This window comes from Nonomuraea turcica, assembly GCF_030718205.1.
GTDB lineage: Bacteria > Actinomycetota > Actinomycetes > Streptosporangiales > Streptosporangiaceae > Nonomuraea.
This window is the reverse complement of sequence record NZ_JAUZQF010000032.1, coordinates 53,637-72,745: the sequence shown is the minus strand read 5'-3', so window position 1 is coordinate 72,745 and position 19,109 is coordinate 53,637. Positions and strand designations below refer to the sequence as shown.

At 70.4% G+C, this 19,109-nt stretch carries 21 protein-coding genes; 7 read left to right on the top strand and 14 right to left on the bottom strand.

Features of this window, described 5'->3' with window-relative positions; all coding sequences use genetic code 11:
- Positions 1–70: 70 nt before the first annotated feature.
- The 3 genes from Q9G87_RS51390 to sigE form a co-directional block, all read right to left on the bottom strand.
- Complete coding sequence (locus Q9G87_RS51390) at positions 71–1,903, bottom strand: S1C family serine protease (protein WP_305924005.1); 1,833 nt, start codon at positions 1,901–1,903, stop codon at positions 71–73.
- A 168-nt stretch (positions 1,904–2,071) separates the two neighbouring features.
- Complete coding sequence (locus Q9G87_RS51385; protein ID WP_305924004.1) at positions 2,072–2,593, bottom strand: anti-sigma factor family protein; 522 nt, start codon at positions 2,591–2,593, stop codon at positions 2,072–2,074.
- 1 nt (position 2,594) lies between these two features.
- Entirely contained in the window at positions 2,595–3,227 is a 633-nt protein-coding gene (gene sigE / locus Q9G87_RS51380; RefSeq protein WP_138713496.1) for an RNA polymerase sigma factor SigE, read from the bottom strand.
- Between the two features lie 185 nt (positions 3,228–3,412).
- Here sigE and Q9G87_RS51375 point away from each other — a divergent pair, with 185 nt between their 5' ends.
- Positions 3,413–4,051 (top strand): O-methyltransferase, encoded by a 639-nt coding sequence (locus Q9G87_RS51375; protein WP_305924003.1) that lies wholly within the window; start codon positions 3,413–3,415, stop codon positions 4,049–4,051.
- 10 nt (positions 4,052–4,061) lie between these two features.
- Here Q9G87_RS51375 and Q9G87_RS51370 read toward each other — a convergent pair whose 3' ends face one another.
- Both Q9G87_RS51370 and Q9G87_RS51365 read right to left on the bottom strand, forming a co-directional pair.
- A complete protein-coding gene (locus tag Q9G87_RS51370) occupies positions 4,062–5,471 on the bottom strand; it encodes a leucyl aminopeptidase (RefSeq protein WP_305924002.1) in 1,410 nt (469 codons plus the stop codon).
- An 81-nt stretch (positions 5,472–5,552) separates the two neighbouring features.
- Entirely contained in the window at positions 5,553–5,720 is a 168-nt protein-coding gene (locus Q9G87_RS51365; protein ID WP_020545024.1) for a DUF3117 domain-containing protein, read from the bottom strand.
- A 180-nt stretch (positions 5,721–5,900) separates the two neighbouring features.
- Here Q9G87_RS51365 and Q9G87_RS51360 point away from each other — a divergent pair, with 180 nt between their 5' ends.
- The 3 genes from Q9G87_RS51360 to Q9G87_RS51350 are packed head-to-tail and all read left to right on the top strand — an operon-like array spanning position 5,901 to position 9,670.
- On the top strand, positions 5,901–6,677 hold the full coding sequence (locus Q9G87_RS51360) for a PaaX family transcriptional regulator (RefSeq protein ID WP_305924001.1): 777 nt from the start codon (positions 5,901–5,903) through the stop codon (positions 6,675–6,677).
- Positions 6,674–7,450: an enoyl-CoA hydratase-related protein gene (locus Q9G87_RS51355; RefSeq protein WP_305924000.1), complete on the top strand. Its 777-nt coding sequence runs from the start codon at positions 6,674–6,676 to the stop codon at positions 7,448–7,450. The genes Q9G87_RS51360 and Q9G87_RS51355 overlap by 4 nt, the downstream gene beginning before the upstream one ends.
- Positions 7,451–7,462: 12 nt before the next feature.
- On the top strand, positions 7,463–9,670 hold the full coding sequence (locus Q9G87_RS51350) for a polysaccharide lyase 8 family protein (protein WP_305923999.1): 2,208 nt from the start codon (positions 7,463–7,465) through the stop codon (positions 9,668–9,670).
- Here Q9G87_RS51350 and Q9G87_RS51345 read toward each other — a convergent pair.
- The 6 genes from Q9G87_RS51345 to Q9G87_RS51320 all read right to left on the bottom strand — a co-directional run bounded on the left by Q9G87_RS51345 (position 9,630) and on the right by Q9G87_RS51320 (position 14,566).
- Positions 9,630–10,148, bottom strand: a complete 519-nt coding sequence (locus Q9G87_RS51345; protein WP_305924037.1) for a DNA-3-methyladenine glycosylase I — start codon at positions 10,146–10,148, stop codon at positions 9,630–9,632. The two genes, Q9G87_RS51350 and Q9G87_RS51345, sit on opposite strands and share 41 nt — an antisense overlap.
- A 29-nt stretch (positions 10,149–10,177) precedes the next feature.
- Complete coding sequence (locus Q9G87_RS51340) at positions 10,178–10,963, bottom strand: hypothetical protein (RefSeq protein ID WP_305923998.1); 786 nt, start codon at positions 10,961–10,963, stop codon at positions 10,178–10,180.
- 81 nt (positions 10,964–11,044) lie between these two features.
- The gene (locus tag Q9G87_RS51335; RefSeq protein ID WP_305923997.1) at positions 11,045–11,629 is read right to left on the bottom strand and encodes an LOG family protein; all 585 of its coding nucleotides are present in this window, start codon (positions 11,627–11,629) and stop codon (positions 11,045–11,047) included.
- An 11-nt stretch (positions 11,630–11,640) separates the two neighbouring features.
- Complete coding sequence (locus Q9G87_RS51330; RefSeq protein ID WP_305923996.1) at positions 11,641–12,438, bottom strand: LOG family protein; 798 nt, start codon at positions 12,436–12,438, stop codon at positions 11,641–11,643.
- 239 nt (positions 12,439–12,677) lie between these two features.
- Entirely contained in the window at positions 12,678–13,733 is a 1,056-nt protein-coding gene (dapE, locus tag Q9G87_RS51325; protein ID WP_305923995.1) for a succinyl-diaminopimelate desuccinylase, read from the bottom strand.
- Positions 13,733–14,566, bottom strand: coding sequence for a 2,3,4,5-tetrahydropyridine-2,6-dicarboxylate N-succinyltransferase (locus Q9G87_RS51320; RefSeq protein ID WP_305923994.1), 834 nt, complete (start codon positions 14,564–14,566; stop codon positions 13,733–13,735). Before Q9G87_RS51320 ends, dapE begins: the two co-directional genes overlap by 1 nt.
- A gap of 44 nt (positions 14,567–14,610) precedes the next feature.
- Here Q9G87_RS51320 and Q9G87_RS51315 point away from each other — a divergent pair, with 44 nt between their 5' ends.
- On the top strand, positions 14,611–15,420 hold the full coding sequence (locus tag Q9G87_RS51315) for a hypothetical protein (RefSeq protein WP_305924036.1): 810 nt from the start codon (positions 14,611–14,613) through the stop codon (positions 15,418–15,420).
- A 19-nt stretch (positions 15,421–15,439) separates the two neighbouring features.
- Here the strand turns inward: Q9G87_RS51315 and Q9G87_RS51310 are convergent, their stop codons facing one another.
- The 3 genes from Q9G87_RS51310 to fdxA all read right to left on the bottom strand — a co-directional run bounded on the left by Q9G87_RS51310 (position 15,440) and on the right by fdxA (position 17,670).
- Positions 15,440–16,102 carry a DUF4178 domain-containing protein gene (locus tag Q9G87_RS51310; RefSeq protein WP_305923993.1) on the bottom strand — a complete coding sequence of 221 codons (663 nt, stop codon included), beginning with the start codon at positions 16,100–16,102 and terminating at the stop codon, positions 15,440–15,442.
- Between the two features lie 77 nt (positions 16,103–16,179).
- Complete coding sequence (dapC, locus tag Q9G87_RS51305) at positions 16,180–17,250, bottom strand: succinyldiaminopimelate transaminase (protein ID WP_305923992.1); 1,071 nt, start codon at positions 17,248–17,250, stop codon at positions 16,180–16,182.
- 93 nt (positions 17,251–17,343) lie between these two features.
- Complete coding sequence (gene fdxA / locus Q9G87_RS51300) at positions 17,344–17,670, bottom strand: ferredoxin (RefSeq protein WP_305923991.1); 327 nt, start codon at positions 17,668–17,670, stop codon at positions 17,344–17,346.
- Between the two features lie 105 nt (positions 17,671–17,775).
- Here fdxA and Q9G87_RS51295 point away from each other — a divergent pair, with 105 nt between their 5' ends.
- Positions 17,776–18,006 (top strand): putative acetyltransferase, encoded by a 231-nt coding sequence (locus tag Q9G87_RS51295; RefSeq protein WP_305923990.1) that lies wholly within the window; start codon positions 17,776–17,778, stop codon positions 18,004–18,006.
- 17 nt (positions 18,007–18,023) lie between these two features.
- Positions 18,024–19,088, top strand: coding sequence for an ABC transporter substrate-binding protein (locus tag Q9G87_RS51290; protein WP_305923989.1), 1,065 nt, complete (start codon positions 18,024–18,026; stop codon positions 19,086–19,088).
- Positions 19,089–19,109: the final 21 nt, after the last annotated feature.

Sequence of the window (19,109 nt, the reverse complement as noted above, 5' to 3'; positions counted from 1 at the left end):
CCCGGCCTACCCACAGACTAAGGGCTCTCAGCCATGGCTCGGCCGCCCGCCCCATGATCGCCGTATGTCCTTACGACGGCGACGGCGTCGGCTCGTCCTCAGCGACCACGACGAGCGTGGCGGTGCGTTCCTGGCCGTCGCGTTGATACTTGATGGTGATCTTGGATCCCGGCTCCTTGCTCCGGATCAGCGCGATCAGCTCGTTCCCGTCCTGCAAGGCCAGCCCGTCGATCTCCATGATGATGTCACCGGCCTTGAGCCCGGCCTTGTCGGCGGGCCCACCGGCGTCCACCGGCTGCCGTCCCGCGGCGGGCTCGGACGCGATCTTCACGCCCTGCCCCCGATAGTCCTTGTCCAGCACGATGCCGATCTTGGGCCGCTTGGCCCGCCCGGTGCTGATCAGCTCCTCCGCCACCCGCCGCGTCTGGTTGACCGGGATCGCGAAGCCCAGCCCGATGCTGCCGCTCTGGCTGTTCACCGACCGGCTGAGGGTGGCGATGGCCGAGTTCACGCCGACGACCTCGCCCCGGCTGTTGACCAGCGGCCCACCCGAGTTGCCTGGGTTGATGGCGGCGTCGGTCTGAATGGCGCTGATGTACGCGGGCTCCTCATTGCTGGTGCCGGTGTCGTCACCGGCGATGACCGGGCGGTTGAGCGAGCTGACGATGCCCGTGGTGACCGTGCCCGTCAGGCCCAGCGGCGAGCCGATGGCGATCACCGGGTCGCCGACCACCACCTGGTCGGAGTTGCCCAGGGTGATCTCCGGTGTGCCGAACGTCTCCTCCGGCTTGACCACGGCCAGGTCGGAGCCCGGGTCACGGCCGACGATGCGGCCCGTGGTGGTCTTCCGGTTGTTGAACATGATCTGGATCTCGCCACCCCGTGCGGCCAGGGAGACCACGTGGTTGTTCGTGACCACGTACCCGTTCTTGATCAGGAACCCGGACCCGGACGCGCCCTCGGTGCTGGAGCCGTTGCCGACCTCGAGCGAGACCACGCTGGGCAGCACCCGCGCGGCGACGCCCGCCACCGAGTCCGGTGCCCGGTTGGTGGCGCCCGTCGGCAGCGGGCCGAGGCTGTAGGAGGGGTCGTTGCCGCTGCTCGGCTTGGTGAGCACGTACGTGCCGACGCTGCCCAGCACGGAGGCCACCAGGGCGATGGCCACGGCGATCGCGACCAGGGCGCCGAGGCCCGGACCACGCCGGCCCGTCGCGCCCGGTCCCGGCCCGCCCGGAGGCGGCGGCCCCCAGCCGGCGCCCATGCCGAGCGGTCGCGGCGGCGGAGGCGGCGGAGCGCCGCCGCCACCGAACGGCGGGCTGTCATAGGACCGCCCCCCGCTGTCCGGCGCACCGTATGAAGGACCGCCGCCCGGCCCGCCGTACGAGGGACCGCTGTCCGGCGCACCGTACAAAGGACCGCCGTCGGGACGGCCGAACGAAGGGCCGCTGTCCGGCGCACCGTACAAAGGACCGCCGTCCGGACGGCCGAACGAAGGGCCGCTGTCCGACCGGTCGAAGGACGAGCCGCCGAACGACGGGCCGCCGAACGACGGGCCGCTGTCGGGAGGGCCGAAGGAAGGACTCTCGTAAGACCGGGTGCCGCCGTCCGAAGATCCGCCGAAGGACGGGCTCTCGTACGACCGGGTGCCGTTGTCCGGCTCACCATAGGAAGAGGCCGCGTCGTAGGGAGACGTCCCGCTGTACGGGTTGCCGGTGGAGAAGGATGGGCTGCCGTAGGAAGACCCCGACGGGTCACCCCATGACGCGCCGAACGAGGCGGGCGGCTCAGGCCGCTGGCCAGGCTGATCGGCCGGATGCTCCGCGGGGAGGAACTCCGGCCGCCCCAGTGGTTCGGGGTAGTCCGACGGCATGCGTCCTTCGGTGGGGCGCGTCTCGTCGGTCATCTAAGTCTCACCACTCCTTGGCTCGGCCACCGCAATCCTCACTCTTGCGGTATACGAGGGTCATAAAGCAGATTGTTCCGCCCACACGTAACAAATCCCGAACCCAGATCGTATGCCCTTAGAGTGGGCGACTACGCCAACAGGAGTCATCACCGGCATATCCGGACGTCACGGGGTGGCAATCGACGGCGAGTTGGTCGGCGACTGCTGCACCCTCCACAATTCGACCGGCGGCGTCGTGGAATCCTGCCCCGCGCCGGAGACGGCGAAGAACGTCCCGAGCGCCACGGCGGCCGAGACCATGCTGACCGCGACGTAGGTGGTCCGCCGCCTACCAGTGCGGCCAGGGCCCGAAGCCCCGCCACCCGCGTCCCTGCGCGGGCGGTTGTCGAGGGGAGCGATGCTGTGCGGCCCAGGAATGGGCACTCCCCCGAACGTACGCGCGGGGAAAGGGCGCTCCCTCGGCGGCAGCGGCCCGCCCGGCTCCGCCATCCGGAGCAGGGACATCGTCAGGTCGGTGGGCATCGCCGGGGTGTCGAGCGAGCGCAGGCGCGACTTCAGCGCCCGCATCGACTCGACCTCGCTCCGGCAGTCAGCACAGAAGGTCAGATGAGCCAGCGCGCGCTCGCGTTCGTGGTGGTTGAGCTCCCCGTCGACGAGCGCGGAAAGACGTTCTCCAAGATGAGCCATGTCAGACTTCCTCCCCACGGATAACGGTCGGGGGGAGTTGAGAATTGCGCGGGGCCCGATGGTCGAGCGCCTCCCGCAACTGCGCCCGGCCACGGTGAATACGGCTTCGGACCGTACCCAGCTTGACGCCGAGCGTGGCCGCGATCTCCTCATAGGACAAGCCCTCGATATCGCACAGCACGATCGCGGCCCTGAACTCGGGTGCGAGTGCGTCGAGAGCAGCCTGGATGTCGGGCTCCAGGTGGGCGTCGTCGAACGCCTGCGCCGGTGACGGCTCCCGGCCGCGCAGCCGCTCGGCGGCGTCGTCGGCCAGTCCCTCGAACCTGATGCGCTGCTTGCGCCGCGCCATGTCGAGGAACAGATTCGTCGTGATCCGGTGCAGCCACCCCTCGAACGTGCCGGGGGTGTAGCTCGACAGCGACCTGAAGACCCGGACGAAGACTTCCTGGGTGAGGTCCTCGGCATCGTGAACGTTGCCGGTCAGCCGGTAAGCGAGCCGATACACGCGTGCGGAATGAGTCCGCACGACTTCCTCCCACGTGGGAGGCGTCCAGTCAGACGACACGGGAGCATCCGTCTGGTGGTCGCTTTCGTCCACCAGAACTCCTCTCTCTGGGACCACCGCTATCGCCATAGTGCCTGGTTTCGTCCCTTCGTGCGCACTGCCTGCCCTCCGGACCGGCAAAGCCCGTTTAAACCTGCAACGCCTCAGGACCCTCCTGAGTTCCCGTCCTGGCGTGTCTCCCCTAGGCTGCGATCGGTGCCAATCACCTGTATGACCCTTTGCGACCAATCGCACGAAAGTGGGGGAGGCGGCCGATGACCAATCAGGTGGAGGCCACTCTGGCCTATGCGGAGCAGTTTCATCACGAGGATGAGATCATCCACGCGGCGCGGCAGCGCGGGCTGGAGATGGGGGCCACACCCATCCTCCCCGGCGGCGGGGCGGCATTGTGTTTCCTCGCCACCGCCGTCAACGCCAAGTCGGTCGTGGAGATCGGCACGGGATGCGGCGTCTCCGGTCTGTGGCTGCTGCGCGGCATGCGCGCCGACGGCACGCTGACGAGCGTCGACGTCGAACCCGAGCACCAGAGGCTGGCCCGTCAGGCGTTCGCGGAGGCGGGGTTCTCCGGCGGGCGGGTGCGGCTCATCTCGGGGCGCGCGCTCGACGTGCTGCCGCGGCTGTCGGACGGCGGTTATGACATGGTGTTCGCCGACGGCGCGAAGCAGGAATACACCGACTACCTCGCCGAGGCGGTCCGGCTGCTGCGGGTGGGCGGCATCGTGGCCTTCGACAACATGTTGTGGCACAACCGGGTGGCCGATCCCGCGCAGCGCGACCCGGACACGGTCACGCTGCGCGAGGTGGGCAAGCTGGTGCAGTCGGACGACCGCCTGCGCTCGGTGCTCATGCCCCTGGGCGACGGCCTGCTCGCCGCCGTCAAGGTCTCCGACTAGCGCCGCGACCTCAGGAGCGGGTGAGCCACTCCAGGAGGACGCGCACGCCGAAGCCTGTCGCGCCCTTGCTGAGGGTGCCCTCGTCCACAGTGCTGCGCCCGACCCCGGCGATGTCGAGGTGCGCCCACGGCCGCCGGCCGGCGAACTCCCGCAGGAACAACGCCGCCGTGATCGACCCGGCCCCGAACCTCGACCCCGCCTCCACATTGGCCAGGTCGGCGATCGACGACTCCAGCGCGGGCGTGTAGTCCTCGATCAGCGGCATCCGCCACAGCAGGTCGTCACTGGCCTGCCCGGCGTCCACGAGCTGCTTGGCCAGCACGTCGTCGGAGGCGTAGACGGCGCCCACGGTGCGGCCGAGCGCCACGCTGATCGCCCCGGTGAGCGTGGCGATGTCCACGACCGCGTCGGGGTCGAGGACGGCGTCGGCGTAGGCGAGCGCGTCGGCCAGCACGAGCCGGCCCTCGGCGTCGGTGTTGAGCACCTCGACCGTGCGGCCGCCGTAGTGCTTGATGACGTCGCTGGGCCGCTGGGCGGTGCCCGACGGCATGTTCTCGGCGGCGGCGACCAGCCCGGTGACCCGTACGGGCGCGCCCAGCCGCGCCAGCGCGCCGAGGACGGCGATCACGACGGCCCCGCCCGCCATGTCGGTCTTCTGGGTCTTCATGTTGTCGGTGGGCTTGAGCGACAACCCGCCCGAGTCGAAGGTGATCCCCTTGCCCACCAGCACCACGTGCCGGTCGACGGGCTCGGCGGGCGTGTAGGAGATCTGGATGAGCCTGGGCGGGCTGGCCGAGCCCCGCCCGACGGCCACGATGCCGCCGAACCCGTCGGCCTGCAGTTGCTCCTCGTCCCAGACCCGCACCGGCAGCCCGATCTCGGCGGCCCGCTCGGCGAGCCAGGCGGGGTTCTTGACCGAGGACGGCGTGTTGGCCAGGTCACGAGCCAGCGCCACCGCCTGGGCCACGGCCTGCACGCGGCCCACCACGACCTCGTCAGCCCCGGCGAACGCGAGCGTGCGCACAGCCTTCTTGCCCGCGTTGCCGATCTTGAACGAGTACGCCGCCAGCAGCGCCGCCTCGGCGAACGCCGCCACGTCGCCCTCCGGCACCACCACGGTCAGCCTGTCCCTGCCCTTGACCCTGCGGGCCAGCGCGGCCCCGGCCTTGCGCAGCGCGCGCGGCGACCCGTCGCCGACGCCGTAGAACAGCACCCTGCCCACGCCGCCGGCCCGGGCGACCGGCACGTCGACGATCTCCCCGGCCTCCCCCTTGGCCTCGTAGTGGGTCAGCAGGTCGCGTACGGGCAGGTGCAGCTCGACCACGTGAGCGGGGTCGAGGTCGGAGGCGTAGGGGACGGCCAGCAGATCGGCGTCGTCCGGAACCTCGGCGACCACCGAAGCAGTGGTCTCAATGGGCACGGAAGATCTCTCCTCGAACGTCAGCGACCCTGGCGCCGGATTACGCCAGGGTCGTGGGATCAGGTTGTCTCTGGGGAGCGCTCAGCCGACGACGTTCTTCAACGCCTCACCGAGCGCCTTGGCCTCGTCGGCGGAGATCTCCACGACGAGCCGGCCGCCACCCTCCAAGGGGACCCGCATGACAATGCCGCGCCCTTCCTTGGTGACCTCGAGCGGACCATCGCCGGTCCGCGGCTTCATCGCCGCCATGCGTGCATCCCTTCCTGCCTTGGGCTCCCGCGGCCCGCGATTTCCGACCTCCCGAGGGGGTGGTCGGCGCATTCACGTCTTCTGTGATGTCCCATTCTCCCGCATCGAGAGCGCTCATGGGTAACGATCTCCTCCCAGAATGCGTTGTCGAGGAGTGCGCGGACGTCCAAACTGGACTGCGTGCACGCTCGCGCCGCCCTCTTCGATCTCTACGGAGACCACCTGCTCTCGCGCGGTGGACAGGCGTCCGTCGCTGCGCTCGTCCGGCTCATGAAACCCCTGGAAATAGCCGCTCCCGCCGTGCGCACGGCCGTCTCGCGCATGGTGCGGCAGGGCTGGCTGCGGCCGATCAGGCTCCCCCAAGGCGCCGGGTACGCGCTCACGCCGAAATGCGTCAGGCGCCTCGATGAGGCGGCCCTGAGAATTTACCGAGCCGGGACACTCACCTGGCACGGCCGCTGGCACATGATCGTCCTGGAGCCGGTCAAGGAGCGGCCGCAAAGGGAGCGGTTACGGGCCGACTTGACGTTCCTCGGCTACGCGGCGCTGTCGGAGACGACCTGGATCGGTCCACGCTCGTCGATCGAGCTGGACAACCTGCTGGAGGGCGAGGGCGTGAGGGCCGACAGGTTCGACGCGGCGCTGGAGGGCGACCCGCGCGAGCTGGTGGCGCGGGCGTGGGATCTGACGGCCATCGGCGAGGCGTACGAGCAGTGGCACGCCGAGGCTGTCACGCTGATCAGCACGCTGCCCGAATCGGCCCCGGACGACCAGGTGTTCGCGGCAAGGAGCAGGCTCGTGCACGGATGGCGCAACTTCCTGTTCCGCGATCCCGGCCTGCCGCCCGAGCTGCTGCCCGCCGGCTGGCCCGGTGAGAAGGCCAGAGCCTATTTCGAGCAGGAGGCCGCCCGGCTGCTGCCCGCAGCCGCCGCGTTCGTCGACAGGGAGTTGACTTGATCCGTTATGACGTGACCGACGCCGTCGCCACCATCACGCTCGACCGTCCCGACGCGATGAACTCGCTGACCGCCGAGCTCAAGGACGCCCTGCTCGACGCGGTGCGCCGGGCCGCGGGCGATCCCTCGGCCAGGGCCGTTCTGCTCACCGGCGCGGGGCGGGCCTTCTGCGCGGGCCAGGACCTGCGCGAGCACGCCGACAACCTGGAGGCGGGCCGCGGCCTGGCCGGCACCGTCCACCGGCACTACAACCCGATCGTGGAGCTGATCGCCACCATGCCCAAGCCGGTGGTGGCCGCGGTCAACGGTGTGGCCGCCGGCGCGGGCGCGTCCCTGGCGTTCGCCTGCGACCTGCGGATCGCTTCGGAGAAGGCCAAGTTCGCGCTGGCGTTCGCCGGGATCGGCCTGGCGCCGGACTCGGGCGCGTCGTGGACGCTGCAGCGCCTGGTGGGGCGGGGCCGCGCCGCCGAGCTGATGCTGCTGGGCGAGCCGCTCGACGCGCCCCGCGCTCTGGAGCTGGGACTGGTCACCCGCGTGGTGCCCCCGGACGAGGTGCTGAAGACCGCCCAGGAGCTGGCGGCGCGCCTCGCGCAGGGTCCAACGCTGGCGTACGCGGCCACCAAGCGCGCGCTGGCCTACGCGGCGACGCACTCGCTGCCCGACTCGCTGGCCGTGGAAGCCGAGCTCCAAGACACCTGCGCCGCCACTCAAGACCATGTGAACGCCACCCGCGCCTTCCTCGCCAAGGAACGCCCCACGTTCCGCGGCGAGTGACGCGGCCATCGGATGCACGACTTCGACACGCTCAGGGCGACCGCGCTCGACCTGCTCACCGGCGGCGACATCGACACCTCCGACCCCGTCTACGCCGGCCCCCTGGCCCGGCTCAGCGAGCGGGCCGGCGGCTGGCTGGCCGCGATGACACCCGGCTTGACCTGGCCGGACCTCCCGCTGGACGACAGCCCGGGCAACGTGAGCGGCAGCTACGGCCGGCTGCGGCGGATCGCCACGGCGTGGGCGACACCGGGCACCGCGCAACACGGCGACGACGCCGTCGCGGCACGGGTGGTGGCGGCGCTCGACCTGCTCTACGAGCGCCACTACAACGAGCGGCTCCCGGAGACGGGCAACTGGTGGTTCTGGGAGATCGGCACGCCTGCCGAGCTGGGCCGCGCCTGCGTGCTGCTCGGCGGCCGGCTCGACACCGGCAGGCTGGAGGCGTACCTGGGGGCGATCGACCGGTTCTGCCCGGACGCCGGCCGCCGCGCCGGCAATCCCGCGGCGTGCGAGGCCGGGGCGAACCTGGCGGACAAGGCGTACATCGTCGCGTTGCGCGGCGTGGCCGGGCGCAGCGCCGCCAAGCTGGCGGCGGCCCGCGACGGGCTGTCCGACGTGCGGGGCGGCGTGTTCCACTACGTCGAGTCCGGCGACGGCTTCTACCGCGACGGGTCGTTCATCCAGCACGGGGACGTGGCCTACACGGGCTCGTACGGGCTGTCCCTCCTCATCGCGGTCGCCGGCACGCTGGCCCTGCTCCACGGGTCGCCCTGGGAGGTGACCGATCCCGGGCGGGCGGTGGTACTCGACGCGGTCGAGCGGTCCTTCGCCCCGTTCGTGCACGACGGGCTGCTGATGGACACCGTGAGGGGTCGGGCGGTCACCCGCCAGAGGTTCTCCGACCGCGTGGCCGGGCACGCCGCGATCGGCGCCGTGCTGCTGCTCGCGCGCTGCGCGCCGGAGCCGTACCGCGGCCGGTTCGCGGAGCTGGCCAAGGGCTGGATCGAGCGTGGCGGCCGCGGCTCCTATCTGGAGCGGGCGGACGTACCGGAGACCCGGCGGGCGGTCGCGGTGCTGGACGACAAGACGATCGAGGCCGCCCCGGGGCCCGTGGGGCACTTCGTCTTCCCGTCGATGGACCGGGTGGTGCACCGGCGGCCCGGCTGGTCGTTCGCGATCAGCCTGTCGTCCCGGCGCGTCGCGGCCTACGAGGCGATCAACGGGGAGAATCCGCACGGCTGGTACACCGGCGACGGCATGACCTACCTCTACACGGGCGACCTGGACCAGTTCGGCGACGGCTTCTGGCCGACGGTGAACCCGTACCGGCTGCCGGGCACCACGGTGGACACCCGCGAGCGCGAGGACCTGTCGTTCCGTGCCGACCGCCCCGACAACGCCTGGGCCGGCGGCGCGGTGCTCGAGGGCCGGTACGGCGCCGCCGCCATGGAGCTCACCGGGGCAGGCCCGCGGGCACGCAAGTCCTGGTTCTGCCTGGACACGGCCGTGGTGGCGCTGGGCAACGGCATCACCGGCTCCGGTGGACACTCCGTGGAGACCGTGGTGGAGAACCGGGCCACGGACGCGGAGCCGTACCTGGGGGACGGCTGGGCGCACCTGGCGGGCGTCGGCGGCTACGTGATGGAGGGGGCGCATTCCCTGGTCGAGACGCGCACGGCCAGATGGCGCGACATCAACGCGGGCGAGGACACGCGTGGCGCCTCCCGCCCCGTCACGCGGCGCTACGTGACCTTCTGGTTCGACCACGGCGTCGACCCCGTGGACGCCTCCTACTCCTACGTGCTGCTGCCGAACGCCTCGCGCGAGCGCACGCGCGCCTTCCGCGGGTCGCGTCCCATCCGGGTGGCGGCCAATACGCCGCTGGTCCAGGCCGTGCGGATGCGCGGGTTGCTGGCCGCCACGTTCTGGGCGGCGGGCGAGGTCGACGGCGTCCGCGTGGACGCGCCCTGCACGCTGCTCGTGCGGCGGGCCGGCGGGCGGGTCGTCGTGGCCGTGGCCGATCCGAGCCGGACCATCGACGCCGTGACCGTGACGCTCGACCGCCCGGCACGCGGCGTCGCCCAGGCCGACGACACCGTGTCGGTACGGCCGGGAGGACATCCGGCCGTCACCGTCGCGCTCGGCGGGTCGCTCGGGCGCACTCACACGGCCGAGCTCAGCGTGTACGCGCCACGCAGTCCTGGAGGTGGTCGTTGACCAGGCCGATGGCCTGCATGAGCGCGTAGGCCGTGGTCGGCCCGACGAACTTGAAGCCGTGCTTCTTCAGCTCCTTGGCCAGTGCCTTGGAGCCGGGAGTGGTGGCGGGCACGTCGGCCATCGTCTTGGGCACCGGCGCGCCGGGGTCGGCGAAGCGCCACACCAGCTCCGACAGGCCGTCGGGGAGGTCGAGCGCGGCCCTGGCGTTGTGGACCGCCGCCTCGATCTTGGCGCGGTTGCGGACGATGCCCGCGTCGCCGAGCAGCCGCTCCACGTCCCGCTCGGAATAGGCGGCCACCTTGTGGATGGCGAAGCCGTCGAACGCGGCGCGGAAGTTGTCCCGCTTACGCAGGATCGTCAGCCACGACAGGCCCGACTGGAACGACTCCAGCGCGACCCGCTCGAACACCGCGTCGTCGCCTTTGAGCGGGCGGCCCCACTCCTCGTCGTGGTAGGTCAGGTAGATCGGATCCGACATGCCCGTCCAGCTGCAGCGGATGGGCTCGGTCACGGACGCTCGTCCCCGTCCTTGCCCAGCGTGGCGCGTACGCGCTGCTCGGCGGCCCCGGTCTCGCCCTCCGGCACGTCCGATGCGCCGGCCTCGTCCCCGGCCTTCGCCTCGTCGGCCGTCTCGCCCGGCTCGTGGTCGAGATCGTGCGCCTGGTCGTCGAAGTCATGCGCCTGGTCGTCGAGGTCATCGGGCCGGTCGGCGGTCTCTCCGCCGGCGGACGGCTCCTCGTCATAGAAAGCCGGGCCGTCGCTCGCGGACGGCTCCTCGGCGGAGGAGGCGGCGCCGTTGCCCGCCTGCAGTCGCCACTCCGGGCTTCCCTGCGCGTGCGCCGCGTTGGCCCCCTGGCCCCAGGACAGCGTCGTGCCGCTCGCCGACATAGGGTCACCCGACTCCGGAAGCTCTCTGGCGACGGCCGGCGCCTCGGGCGAGTGATCGGTACGCAGAGCGCCACCCGGCGCCGCGTACACCTCCTGGCGCGCGTGCAGCCGGCTCGACAGCAACTCGGACACCCGCTGCTCCAGCACCGCGATCCGCGTGTCCCGGGCACTGATCGCGTTGGCGGCCCGGCGCAGGGTCTCATCGACGCTCGCCGTGTGGTAGCCGACGAGGTTGACCGGCAGTTGGAGCGCCATGAAGTCGACCGCCGTGAGCTGCCCCGGCTCGGGCAGGTCGAGCGGCGGCACGTCGGGCGGGAACTCGGTCAGCTCTCCGCCCCTGCCGAGGGAGACCAGGACCACGCAGGCCAGGATGGCGATGGCGGCGATGGCGAGTATGACCAGCACATTGGCATCGTACTCATACCATCGGGGCATGAGGTCCGCACTTGCCTCAGCTCGTGCCTGTCCGGGCGGACAGTGCGCTGGTCAGCCGGTGGACTCGCCGAGCTCGGTGACGCTGGGCCGGACCGGGCGGGGGCGGGCCTCCAGGCGGCTGATCGCCTCCTCGACCGTGGTGGTCCAGGAGATCGCGTCGAAGACGGCGGCCCGGGTGAAGCCCTCGTCGTACATGTTGCTGATCAGCTGCCTGAGCGGCTCGTACAGGCCCCAGGGGTCGAGGACCACCAGGGGACGGTCGTGGATGCCGATCGTGCGCGCGGTCCAGATCTCGAACAGCTCCTCCAACGTGCCGATGCCGCCGGGCAGCACGAGGAACGCGTCGGAGCGGGCGTCCATGAGGCCCTTGCGCTCGCGCATGCCGGTCGTGACGATCAGCTCGTCGGACTCCTCGTCCGCGATCTCGATGTCCACCAGGACCTGAGGGATCACGCCGATCGTCCGCCCGCCGGCGGCGCGGGCGGCCGAGGTGACGGCGCCCATGCAGGAGACGGTGGCGCCGCCGCTCACGATGGTGTGCCCGCGCTTGGCGAGTTCGGTGCCCACCTGCCCGGCCAGCTCGAGGTATTTGTCGTCGATGTGCAGGCTGGAGGCGCAGAAGACGCAGATGTTCACGGTGAGGAAGCCTATTGGGGCTCCGCAGTCTGCGCGGCGGCGGCCTCCAGTTCTTCTCCGCGCTGCTGGGAGCGGGCCAGGTCGGCCTCCACGATGATGCGCACGGCCTCGACGGGGTCGTCGGTGACGGTGATCAGGTCGAGGTCGTGGGAGGCGATCTTGCCGGTGCCCAGCAGGGTGCCCTTGATCCACTCCAGCAGCCCGCCCCAGAACTCGGAGCCCATGAGCACCACGGGGAAGGACGTGACCTTGGCGGTCTGCACCAGCGTCAGAGCCTCGAACAGCTCGTCCAGCGTGCCGAAGCCACCGGGCAGGGCGATGAAACCGCACGAGTACTTCACGAACATCGTCTTGCGCACGAAGAAGTAGCGGAACTCGATGCCGAGGTCCACGTAGTCGTTCATGCGCTGCTCGAACGGCAGCTCGATGCCGAGCCCGACCGAGATCGCGCCATCCACGTCACGCGCGCCCCGATTGGCCGACTCCATGACACCGGGCCCGCCACCCGTGATCACGGCGTAGCCGGCCTCGGCCAGCGCCCGGCCGAGTGCCCGGCCCAGTTCGTAGTCGGACGAGTCGGGGCCGGTGCGCGCCGAGCCGAAGACCGTGACCGCCGGCGGCAGCTCGGCCAGCTGCCCGAATCCTTCGACGAACTCCGCCTGGATGCGCAGCACTCGCCACGGGTCCATGTGGACCCAGTCGGAGGGTCCCTGACGGGCGAGCAGCCGCTCGTCATGGGTGGAGGTGGGGACGAGGTTGCCACGGACCACGGCCTGGCCCTGGCGGCGTTCTCGACGTATTTGTTCCATGCGGATCACGCTAGTCCCTCTCGCCTGCGGCCGTGTCCAGGCCCGCGCTCCTACCCGTTCGGCTGCCTAGATTGCCTCCTGCGGGCGAAACCCCAGGTAAGCGGGGTAGAACATCCGCAGAAAAAATCTTGAAGAAACCAGGGAACCGGATTTCGACTAGCCCGCGTCTAATCGTCGAGGGTGCTGCTCGGGACTGAAAGTGGTCTTCCCCGCCAAATGGCCGGCGAGGAGGGCCACTTTCATTTTGTGAGCCAGTCCAGCATCGCACGCTCGCTCTCGACGATCTTCGACAGCGACACGTACTCGCCCTGCTGGTGCGCGAGGTTCGGATCGCCGGGCCCGTAGTTCACGGCCGGCACGCCCAGCGCGGAGAAGCGGGCGACGTCCGTCCAGCCCAGCTTGGCCCGCGGCGTGCCGCCGACGGCCGCGGTGAACGCCGCCGCCACCGGATGCGTGAGCCCCGGCCTGGCCCCCGGCGCGGCGTCCACGAAGCTCACCGCGAACCCGTCGAACACCTCCCGTACGTGCTCCTGCGCCTGCTCGATCGACAGGTCGGGCGCGAACCGGTAGTTGACCGTCACCACGCACTCGTCCGGGATGACATTGCCGGCCACGCCGCCCCGCACGCCGACCGCGTTGAGTCCCTCGTGGTATTCGAGCGCGTCCACGACCGGCCGGCGCGGCTCGTAGGCATTCAGCCGGGCCAGCACCGGCTCGATCCCATGAATGGCGTTGACCCCGAACCACGACCTGGCGCTGTGCGCCCGCTTGCCCGTCACGGTGACATCGGCGCGCAGCGTGCCCTGACAACCGCCCTCGATCACGCCGTCGGTCGGCTCCATCAGCACCGCGAAGTCGGCCAGCAGCCAGTCGGCGTGGTCCCTGGCCACCCGGGTGAGGCCGTTGCGCTCGGCCTCGACCTCCTCGCAGTCGTAGAAGACGTAGGTCACGTCCTTGTTGGGCGCCGGCACGGTGGCCGCCAGCTTGAGCGCGACCGCCACGCCGGCCTTCATGTCGGAGGTGCCGCACCCGTAGAGCAGGTCGCCGTCCACCCGGCTGGGCAGGTTGGCGGCCACGGGGACGGTGTCGAGGTGCCCGGCGATCAGCACGCGCTCGGCGCGTCCCAGGTGGGTGCGGGCCACGACGGTCTCCCCCGACCGCTCCACCTTCAGGTGCGGCAGCGGGGACAGGGCCCGCTCGACCGCGTCGGCCAGCGCCCGCTCGTCGCCGCTCACCGACTCGATGTCCACGATCGCGGCGGTGAGCGCGCGTACGTCCTGCGTCAGGTCCAGCATCAGGTGTTCACTCCGTGTTCCCGCAGCACCTCGTTGAGCGCCGCCTTGTCGTGCCGCTGCCCCGGCTTCAGCCGCTTGATCACCAGCACGCAGGGCAGCCCGAACGTGCCTCCGGGGTATTCCTTCTGTCTGGTGCCCCCGACCGCCACGCACCAGTCGGGGATCCTGCCGCGGGCCAGCTCCTCGCCCGTCTCCACGTCGATCACCGGGATCGTGCCCGACAGGATCGTGCCGGCGCCGACGACCGCGCCCTGCCCCACCCGGGCGCCCTCGACGATCATCGCCCGGCTGCCGATGAGCGCCTCGTCCTCGATGACGACCGGCACGGCGTTGGGCGGCTCCAGCACGCCGCCGATGCCGACACCGCCGGAAAGATGCACGTTTTGTCCGATCTGGGCGCATGATCCTACCGTGGCCCAGGTGTCGACCATCGTCCCGGCGTCCACGTACGCCCCGATGTTGGTGAACGACGGCATCAGCACCACCCCGGGCGCCAGATAGGCGCCCCAGCGGGCGATCGCGCCCGGCACCACCCGCACCCCGTCGAACGAGCTCTTCAACGGGATCCTGTCGTGGTGATGGAAGTCGCCCACCTGGGACCGCGCCATGCCCAGCACCTTGAAGGCGAGCAGGATCGCCCTTTTGGCGCGCTCGTCCACCACGACCTCGCCGTCCACCAGGCGAGCCGCCCTGGCCTCGCCCTTGTCGAGCTGATCCACCGCGCCGACGACCGTGTGGCGCGCGTCGACGTCGGAGGTCGACAGCTCCGTGCGACGCTCCCACAGCTTGTCTATGGCCGGGGATATCGGTGTGGAGGTGCTCACGTCACTCATGGCCACGGAGCTTATCCAGGCCGGGTAGGTTTTTCAGGGTGCGCATGCGGTTCTCCCGTGGAGTCATCACCATCGCGATCATCATGGTCGTGCTCGCCGTGGGCATATCCGTGGGCGTCTACCACCTGCTGAAGAAGGCGACGCCGCTGGCGGTGCCGGACCCCTACTGCGTCGTGCGCACCCCCGACGGCGTCCGTGAGCTCCAACCAGAGCAGGCGCAGATCTCCGCCACGATCGCCGCCGTGGCGGCGCGCAGGAAGCTGCCCGAGCGGGCCGTGGTCATCGCCTACGCGACCGCGATCCAGGAGTCGAAGCTGCTGAACCTGGAATACGGTGACCGTGACTCGGTGGGCGTGTTCCAGCAGCGCGAGTCGCAGGGGTGGGGCCGCAAGGAGCAGCTCATGGACCCCGTCTACGCCACGAACAAGTTCTTCGCCGCCCTGGTGAAGGTGAAGAACTACCGGAAGATCCCCCTGGCGGAGGCGGCCCAGGCGGTGCAGCGCTCGGCAGGCGGCTACGCGTACGCGCCGCACGAGGGGGAGGCCAAGATCCTCGCCGCGGCCTTCACCGGCCGGGTGCCGCAGGCCGTGCACTGCTGGTATCCGACGGCCAAGACCCCGGCGCCGCGGCCCAAGACGACCGAGGCACGCAAGCAGCTCGCCCGGGCGCTGGGCAGCACCGCGATCGTCAGCAAGAAGCGCGGGTGGCTGATCGCCGCCTGGTCGGTGGCCCACGCCGAGAAATACGCGCTGAGCCAGGTCCGCTACAGCGGCGCCACGTGGTCCAACGACGTCGAGCTGGAAGGCTGGAAAGCCGGCGACACGTCCGGCACCGCCCAGGTCGAGCTCTCCTGACCCGCTCCGGCGGGGTGCGCTACGAGGCGCGGCGGACGATGGAGATGGAGCCGGGCGGCAAGGGCTGGGCGTAGCTGGCCGTCCAGCCGCTGCCCTGAATGCGTTCGAAGGACAGCAACCGTCCGTCGGAGGCGCGGTAGTCGGCGAAGTCGAGCAATCCCCGATCGGGGTTACCGGTGTCTCCCTCGCTCCGGAACGCCGCCGTGCCCCGCTCGATCGGGAAGAACTCCACGCCCTCCATGATCAGCATGCTCTTGGCCGGGATCATGCCCTGCGTGGGCACGTCGTTCCAGAGCAACACTTCCAAATGCGGCCGCTCGCCGGCACGCACCTCGACCGAGAGCCACTGGCGGCGCCGGGAAGCATCCCGCAACAGGTATTCGGTCCACTGCTGCCCCTGCCACGAAATGTGCATGGCGCCCAGCACACGGGCGGGCGACCCGAGCACTTCGATCCGATCACCCACCTGGATCGTGCGCGGGTCGATGTAATCGGTGCCGGCCTGCCCCGGCACGCTGACCGGAGCCGGCATGGGGGTCTCGACGGAAGCGACCTCGACCACCGGCGGCGGCGTGCTCGTGCGGCCCTTCCTGTCTTGCCGCAAGGTGGCCACGAAGGCTCCCAGCAGCAGGAGGACCAGGGCGATGCTCAGCCCGAGTACGACCATGGAGGTCACGCTCATCGATCAGCTCGCTCCACTCGCGGCCTGCCTCGGCGTAAGCCCTTATCGATTTGTTGGCTTGCTTTTGACGGGCGATCCTACTGGAGGCGGCGCACCGCCGCACTGATGCGTTCGTCAGTGGCGGTGACGGCGATCCGGATGTGCCGCGCACCTGCCGCTCCGTAGAACTCGCCGGGGGCGACCAGAATACCGATTTCGGAAAGCTTGCCTACCTGGTCCCAGGCGTTCTGCCCGTTCGATGCCCAGAAGTAGAGCCCTGCCGTCGAATGGTCGATCTGCCAGCCCGCCTGCTCCAGCGCGGGCCGCAGCAGGGCGCGGCGCGCGGCGTAGAGCTCGCGCTGGGCGTCGGCGTGCGCGTCGTCCCCGAGCGCGGCCGTCATCGCGGCCTGCGCGGGGGCCGGCATCATCATGCCCGCGTGCTTGCGGATCTCCAGCAGCCGCTTGACCAGGACGGGATCGCCCGTCACGAACCCGGCACGGTAGCCGGCCAGGTTGGAGCGCTTGGAGAGTGAGTGAACCGCGAGCAGCCCTTCGTGGGAGCCGCCGCAGACGTCGGGGTGGAGGATCGAGACCGGCTCCTCTTCCCAGCCGAGCTCGATGTAGCACTCGTCGGAGGCGACGATCGTGCCGCGCTCGCGGGCCCAGGAGACGACCTTGCGCAGGTGCTCGGCGGGCAGCACCCGGCCGGTGGGGTTGCCGGGCGAGTTGACCCAGAGCAGGTCCACCTGCTCGGGGCCGAGCGCGAGCGTGCTGTCGGAGGCCGTGGCCACGGCCCCGGCCAGGCGGGCGCCCACGTCATAGGTGGGGTAGGCCAGCTCGGGGAAGACCACGCGCCGGGCGCCGAGATAGGTGGGCAGCCAGGCGACGAACTCCTTGGAGCCGATCAGCGGGAGCACGTCCTGCTGCTCGACGGTGACGCCGTGCCTGCGCCGCAGCCACCCCGCCGCGGCCTCGCGCAGCGCCTTGGTGCCGTGGGTGAACGGGTAGCCGGGGCTGTCGGCGGCCTGGACGAGGGCGTTCATGACGACCTCGGGCACGGAGTCGATCGGCGTGCCGATCGAGAGGTCGACGATGCCGTCGGGATGTGCGAGCGCGCGCTCCTTGTACGGCTCCAGCCGGTCCCAGGGGAAGTCGGGCAGGTTGTTCACGGTTCTCCAGGGTGTCGCATTGCCGTACGAAAAGCACACGCCGCGAGGGCGCATCCGGACCGGATGCCCCCTCGCGAGGCGTATCAGGACCGGTTAGTGGTCCTCAGCCTGCGGCGGCAGGGCGGCCACCACCGGGTGGTCCTTGTCGATCTTCCCGACCTTGGAGGCACCACCGGGCGAGCCGAGGTCTTCGAAGAAGTCCACGTTCGCCTTGTAGTAGTCCTTCCACTGCTCGGGAAGGTCGTCCTCATAGAAAATCGCCTCGACGGGGCATACAGGCTCACACGCGCCGCAGTCCACGCACTCGTCGGGGTGGATGTAAAGCATGCGCTCGCCCTCGTAGATGCAATCGACGGGGCATTCCTCGATGCACGCCTTGTCCAGGACGTCCACGCAAGGCTGCGCGATGACGTAGGTCACCTCGAGCTCCTTCTTCTCCGCACCATGGCATGAGTCTGACCGCGGTTTGCTACGCCCTAGTATTGCCGTGCTTGCCAGCTGGCCGAAACGGAGGGTGGCAAACTCGTGGCCGCACGCCTCGTTATCGCGATCACAAGTCAGGACACAGGTAAACGGATCACCACACGCAGGCGCGTACCTGGAGGGTATCGCGATGCGGTAGGGATCCTCGAGTCCTGGGAGTCTGGCGTGCTCAGACTTCGTAAAAAAGACGGCACGCTGGTGGAGATTCTTGAGGAGACGCTGGTGGCGGCCAAGGTCGTCCCGGCCGCGCCTCCTCGACCTGAGCGAATGTAACGGTAAGTATTTCAAGTGTGACTGTACGTACCTGCGCCGCCGCAGCAGCCCTTCTCGCCAGCGCCGGATGCGGCGCGTCCACATCATCGTCGCAACCGGCTGAGAACCTGCCGCCGGTCAACGTGCAGGCGGGCTCGCTGAAGTCCGGCTTCGCCAACATGGAGCGCCTCGCCGAGGCCGCCAAGCGGGAGGGCGAGCTCAACGTGATCGCGCTGCCCCGCGACTGGGTCAACTACGGCGAGATCATCGACACCTTCGCCGACAAGTACGGGCTCAAGGTCAACGAGCTCGAGCCCGGCGCGAGCAGCCGCCGCCAGATCGACGCGGCCGCGCAGCTCAAGCCCGACGTGTTCGACCTGACCCTGGACGTCGCGGTGCGCGAGGCGGCCAGGTTCGCGCCATACAAGGTGCTGGGCTGGCAGGACCTGCCCGACGACGTGAAGGATCCGTCCGGCGCCTGGTACGCCGCCTACGGCGGCTACATGTCCATCGGGTACGACCCGCGCGCGGTCAAGCCCCCTGCCTCCTTCGCCGACCTGCTCCAGCCCGGCTACCGGGTGGCGCTCGACGGGGACCCGCTGCGCTCGGCGTCGGCGTTCGGCGGCGTGATGGCGGCCTCCATGCGGGCCGGAGTGCCTCGGCCCGAGCAAGGGGTGGAGCTGTTCGCCAAGCTCAAGCAAGGCGGCCGGCTCACCGACCTGGCCAGGGCCAACACGATCGTCGCCTGGGATCACCTGAACGCCGCCCGCAGCGCCGGCCAGCCCGACGCGTGGCAGGTGACGATCCCGCGGGACGCGGCGCTCGGCGGCTACCACGTGCAGGCGATCAACAAGGCCGCCCCGCACCCGGCCGCGGCCCGCCTGTGGCAGGAGTTCCTGTTCTCGGACGAGGGCCAGAACCTGCTGCAGAAGGGCTGGGCCCGGCCGGCCCGCGGTGAGGCCATGACCATGAAGGGCACGCTCGACACGGCCCAGGCGGCCAAACTGCCCAAGGCGCCCGGGCCGCCCGTCCTCATGACGATTCCCCAGGCAGACGCGGCGAAGGCGTACTTGAAGAGGGAATGGACGAAGAGCGTGGGATGAGTCCAATGTGACTTGATATGT

Excerpts from the sequence above, each read along its gene's own strand:
- Q9G87_RS51390 (WP_305924005.1), bottom strand. The coding sequence starts at position 1,903 with ATGACCGACGAGACGCGCCCCACCGAAGGACGCATGCCGTCGGACTAC.
- Q9G87_RS51385 (WP_305924004.1), bottom strand. The coding sequence starts at position 2,593 with ATGGCTCATCTTGGAGAACGTCTTTCCGCGCTCGTCGACGGGGAGCTC.
- sigE (WP_138713496.1), bottom strand. The coding sequence starts at position 3,227 with ATGGCGATAGCGGTGGTCCCAGAGAGAGGAGTTCTGGTGGACGAAAGC.
- Q9G87_RS51375 (WP_305924003.1), top strand. The coding sequence starts at position 3,413 with ATGACCAATCAGGTGGAGGCCACTCTGGCCTATGCGGAGCAGTTTCAT.
- Q9G87_RS51365 (WP_020545024.1), bottom strand. The coding sequence starts at position 5,720 with ATGGCGGCGATGAAGCCGCGGACCGGCGATGGTCCGCTCGAGGTCACC.
- Q9G87_RS51350 (WP_305923999.1), top strand. The coding sequence starts at position 7,463 with ATGCACGACTTCGACACGCTCAGGGCGACCGCGCTCGACCTGCTCACC.
- Q9G87_RS51345 (WP_305924037.1), bottom strand. The coding sequence starts at position 10,148 with ATGTCGGATCCGATCTACCTGACCTACCACGACGAGGAGTGGGGCCGC.
- Q9G87_RS51330 (WP_305923996.1), bottom strand. The coding sequence starts at position 12,438 with ATGGAACAAATACGTCGAGAACGCCGCCAGGGCCAGGCCGTGGTCCGT.
- dapE (WP_305923995.1), bottom strand. The coding sequence starts at position 13,733 with ATGCTGGACCTGACGCAGGACGTACGCGCGCTCACCGCCGCGATCGTG.
- Q9G87_RS51320 (WP_305923994.1), bottom strand. The coding sequence starts at position 14,566 with ATGAGTGACGTGAGCACCTCCACACCGATATCCCCGGCCATAGACAAG.
- Q9G87_RS51315 (WP_305924036.1), top strand. The coding sequence starts at position 14,611 with ATGCGGTTCTCCCGTGGAGTCATCACCATCGCGATCATCATGGTCGTG.
- Q9G87_RS51310 (WP_305923993.1), bottom strand. The coding sequence starts at position 16,102 with ATGAGCGTGACCTCCATGGTCGTACTCGGGCTGAGCATCGCCCTGGTC.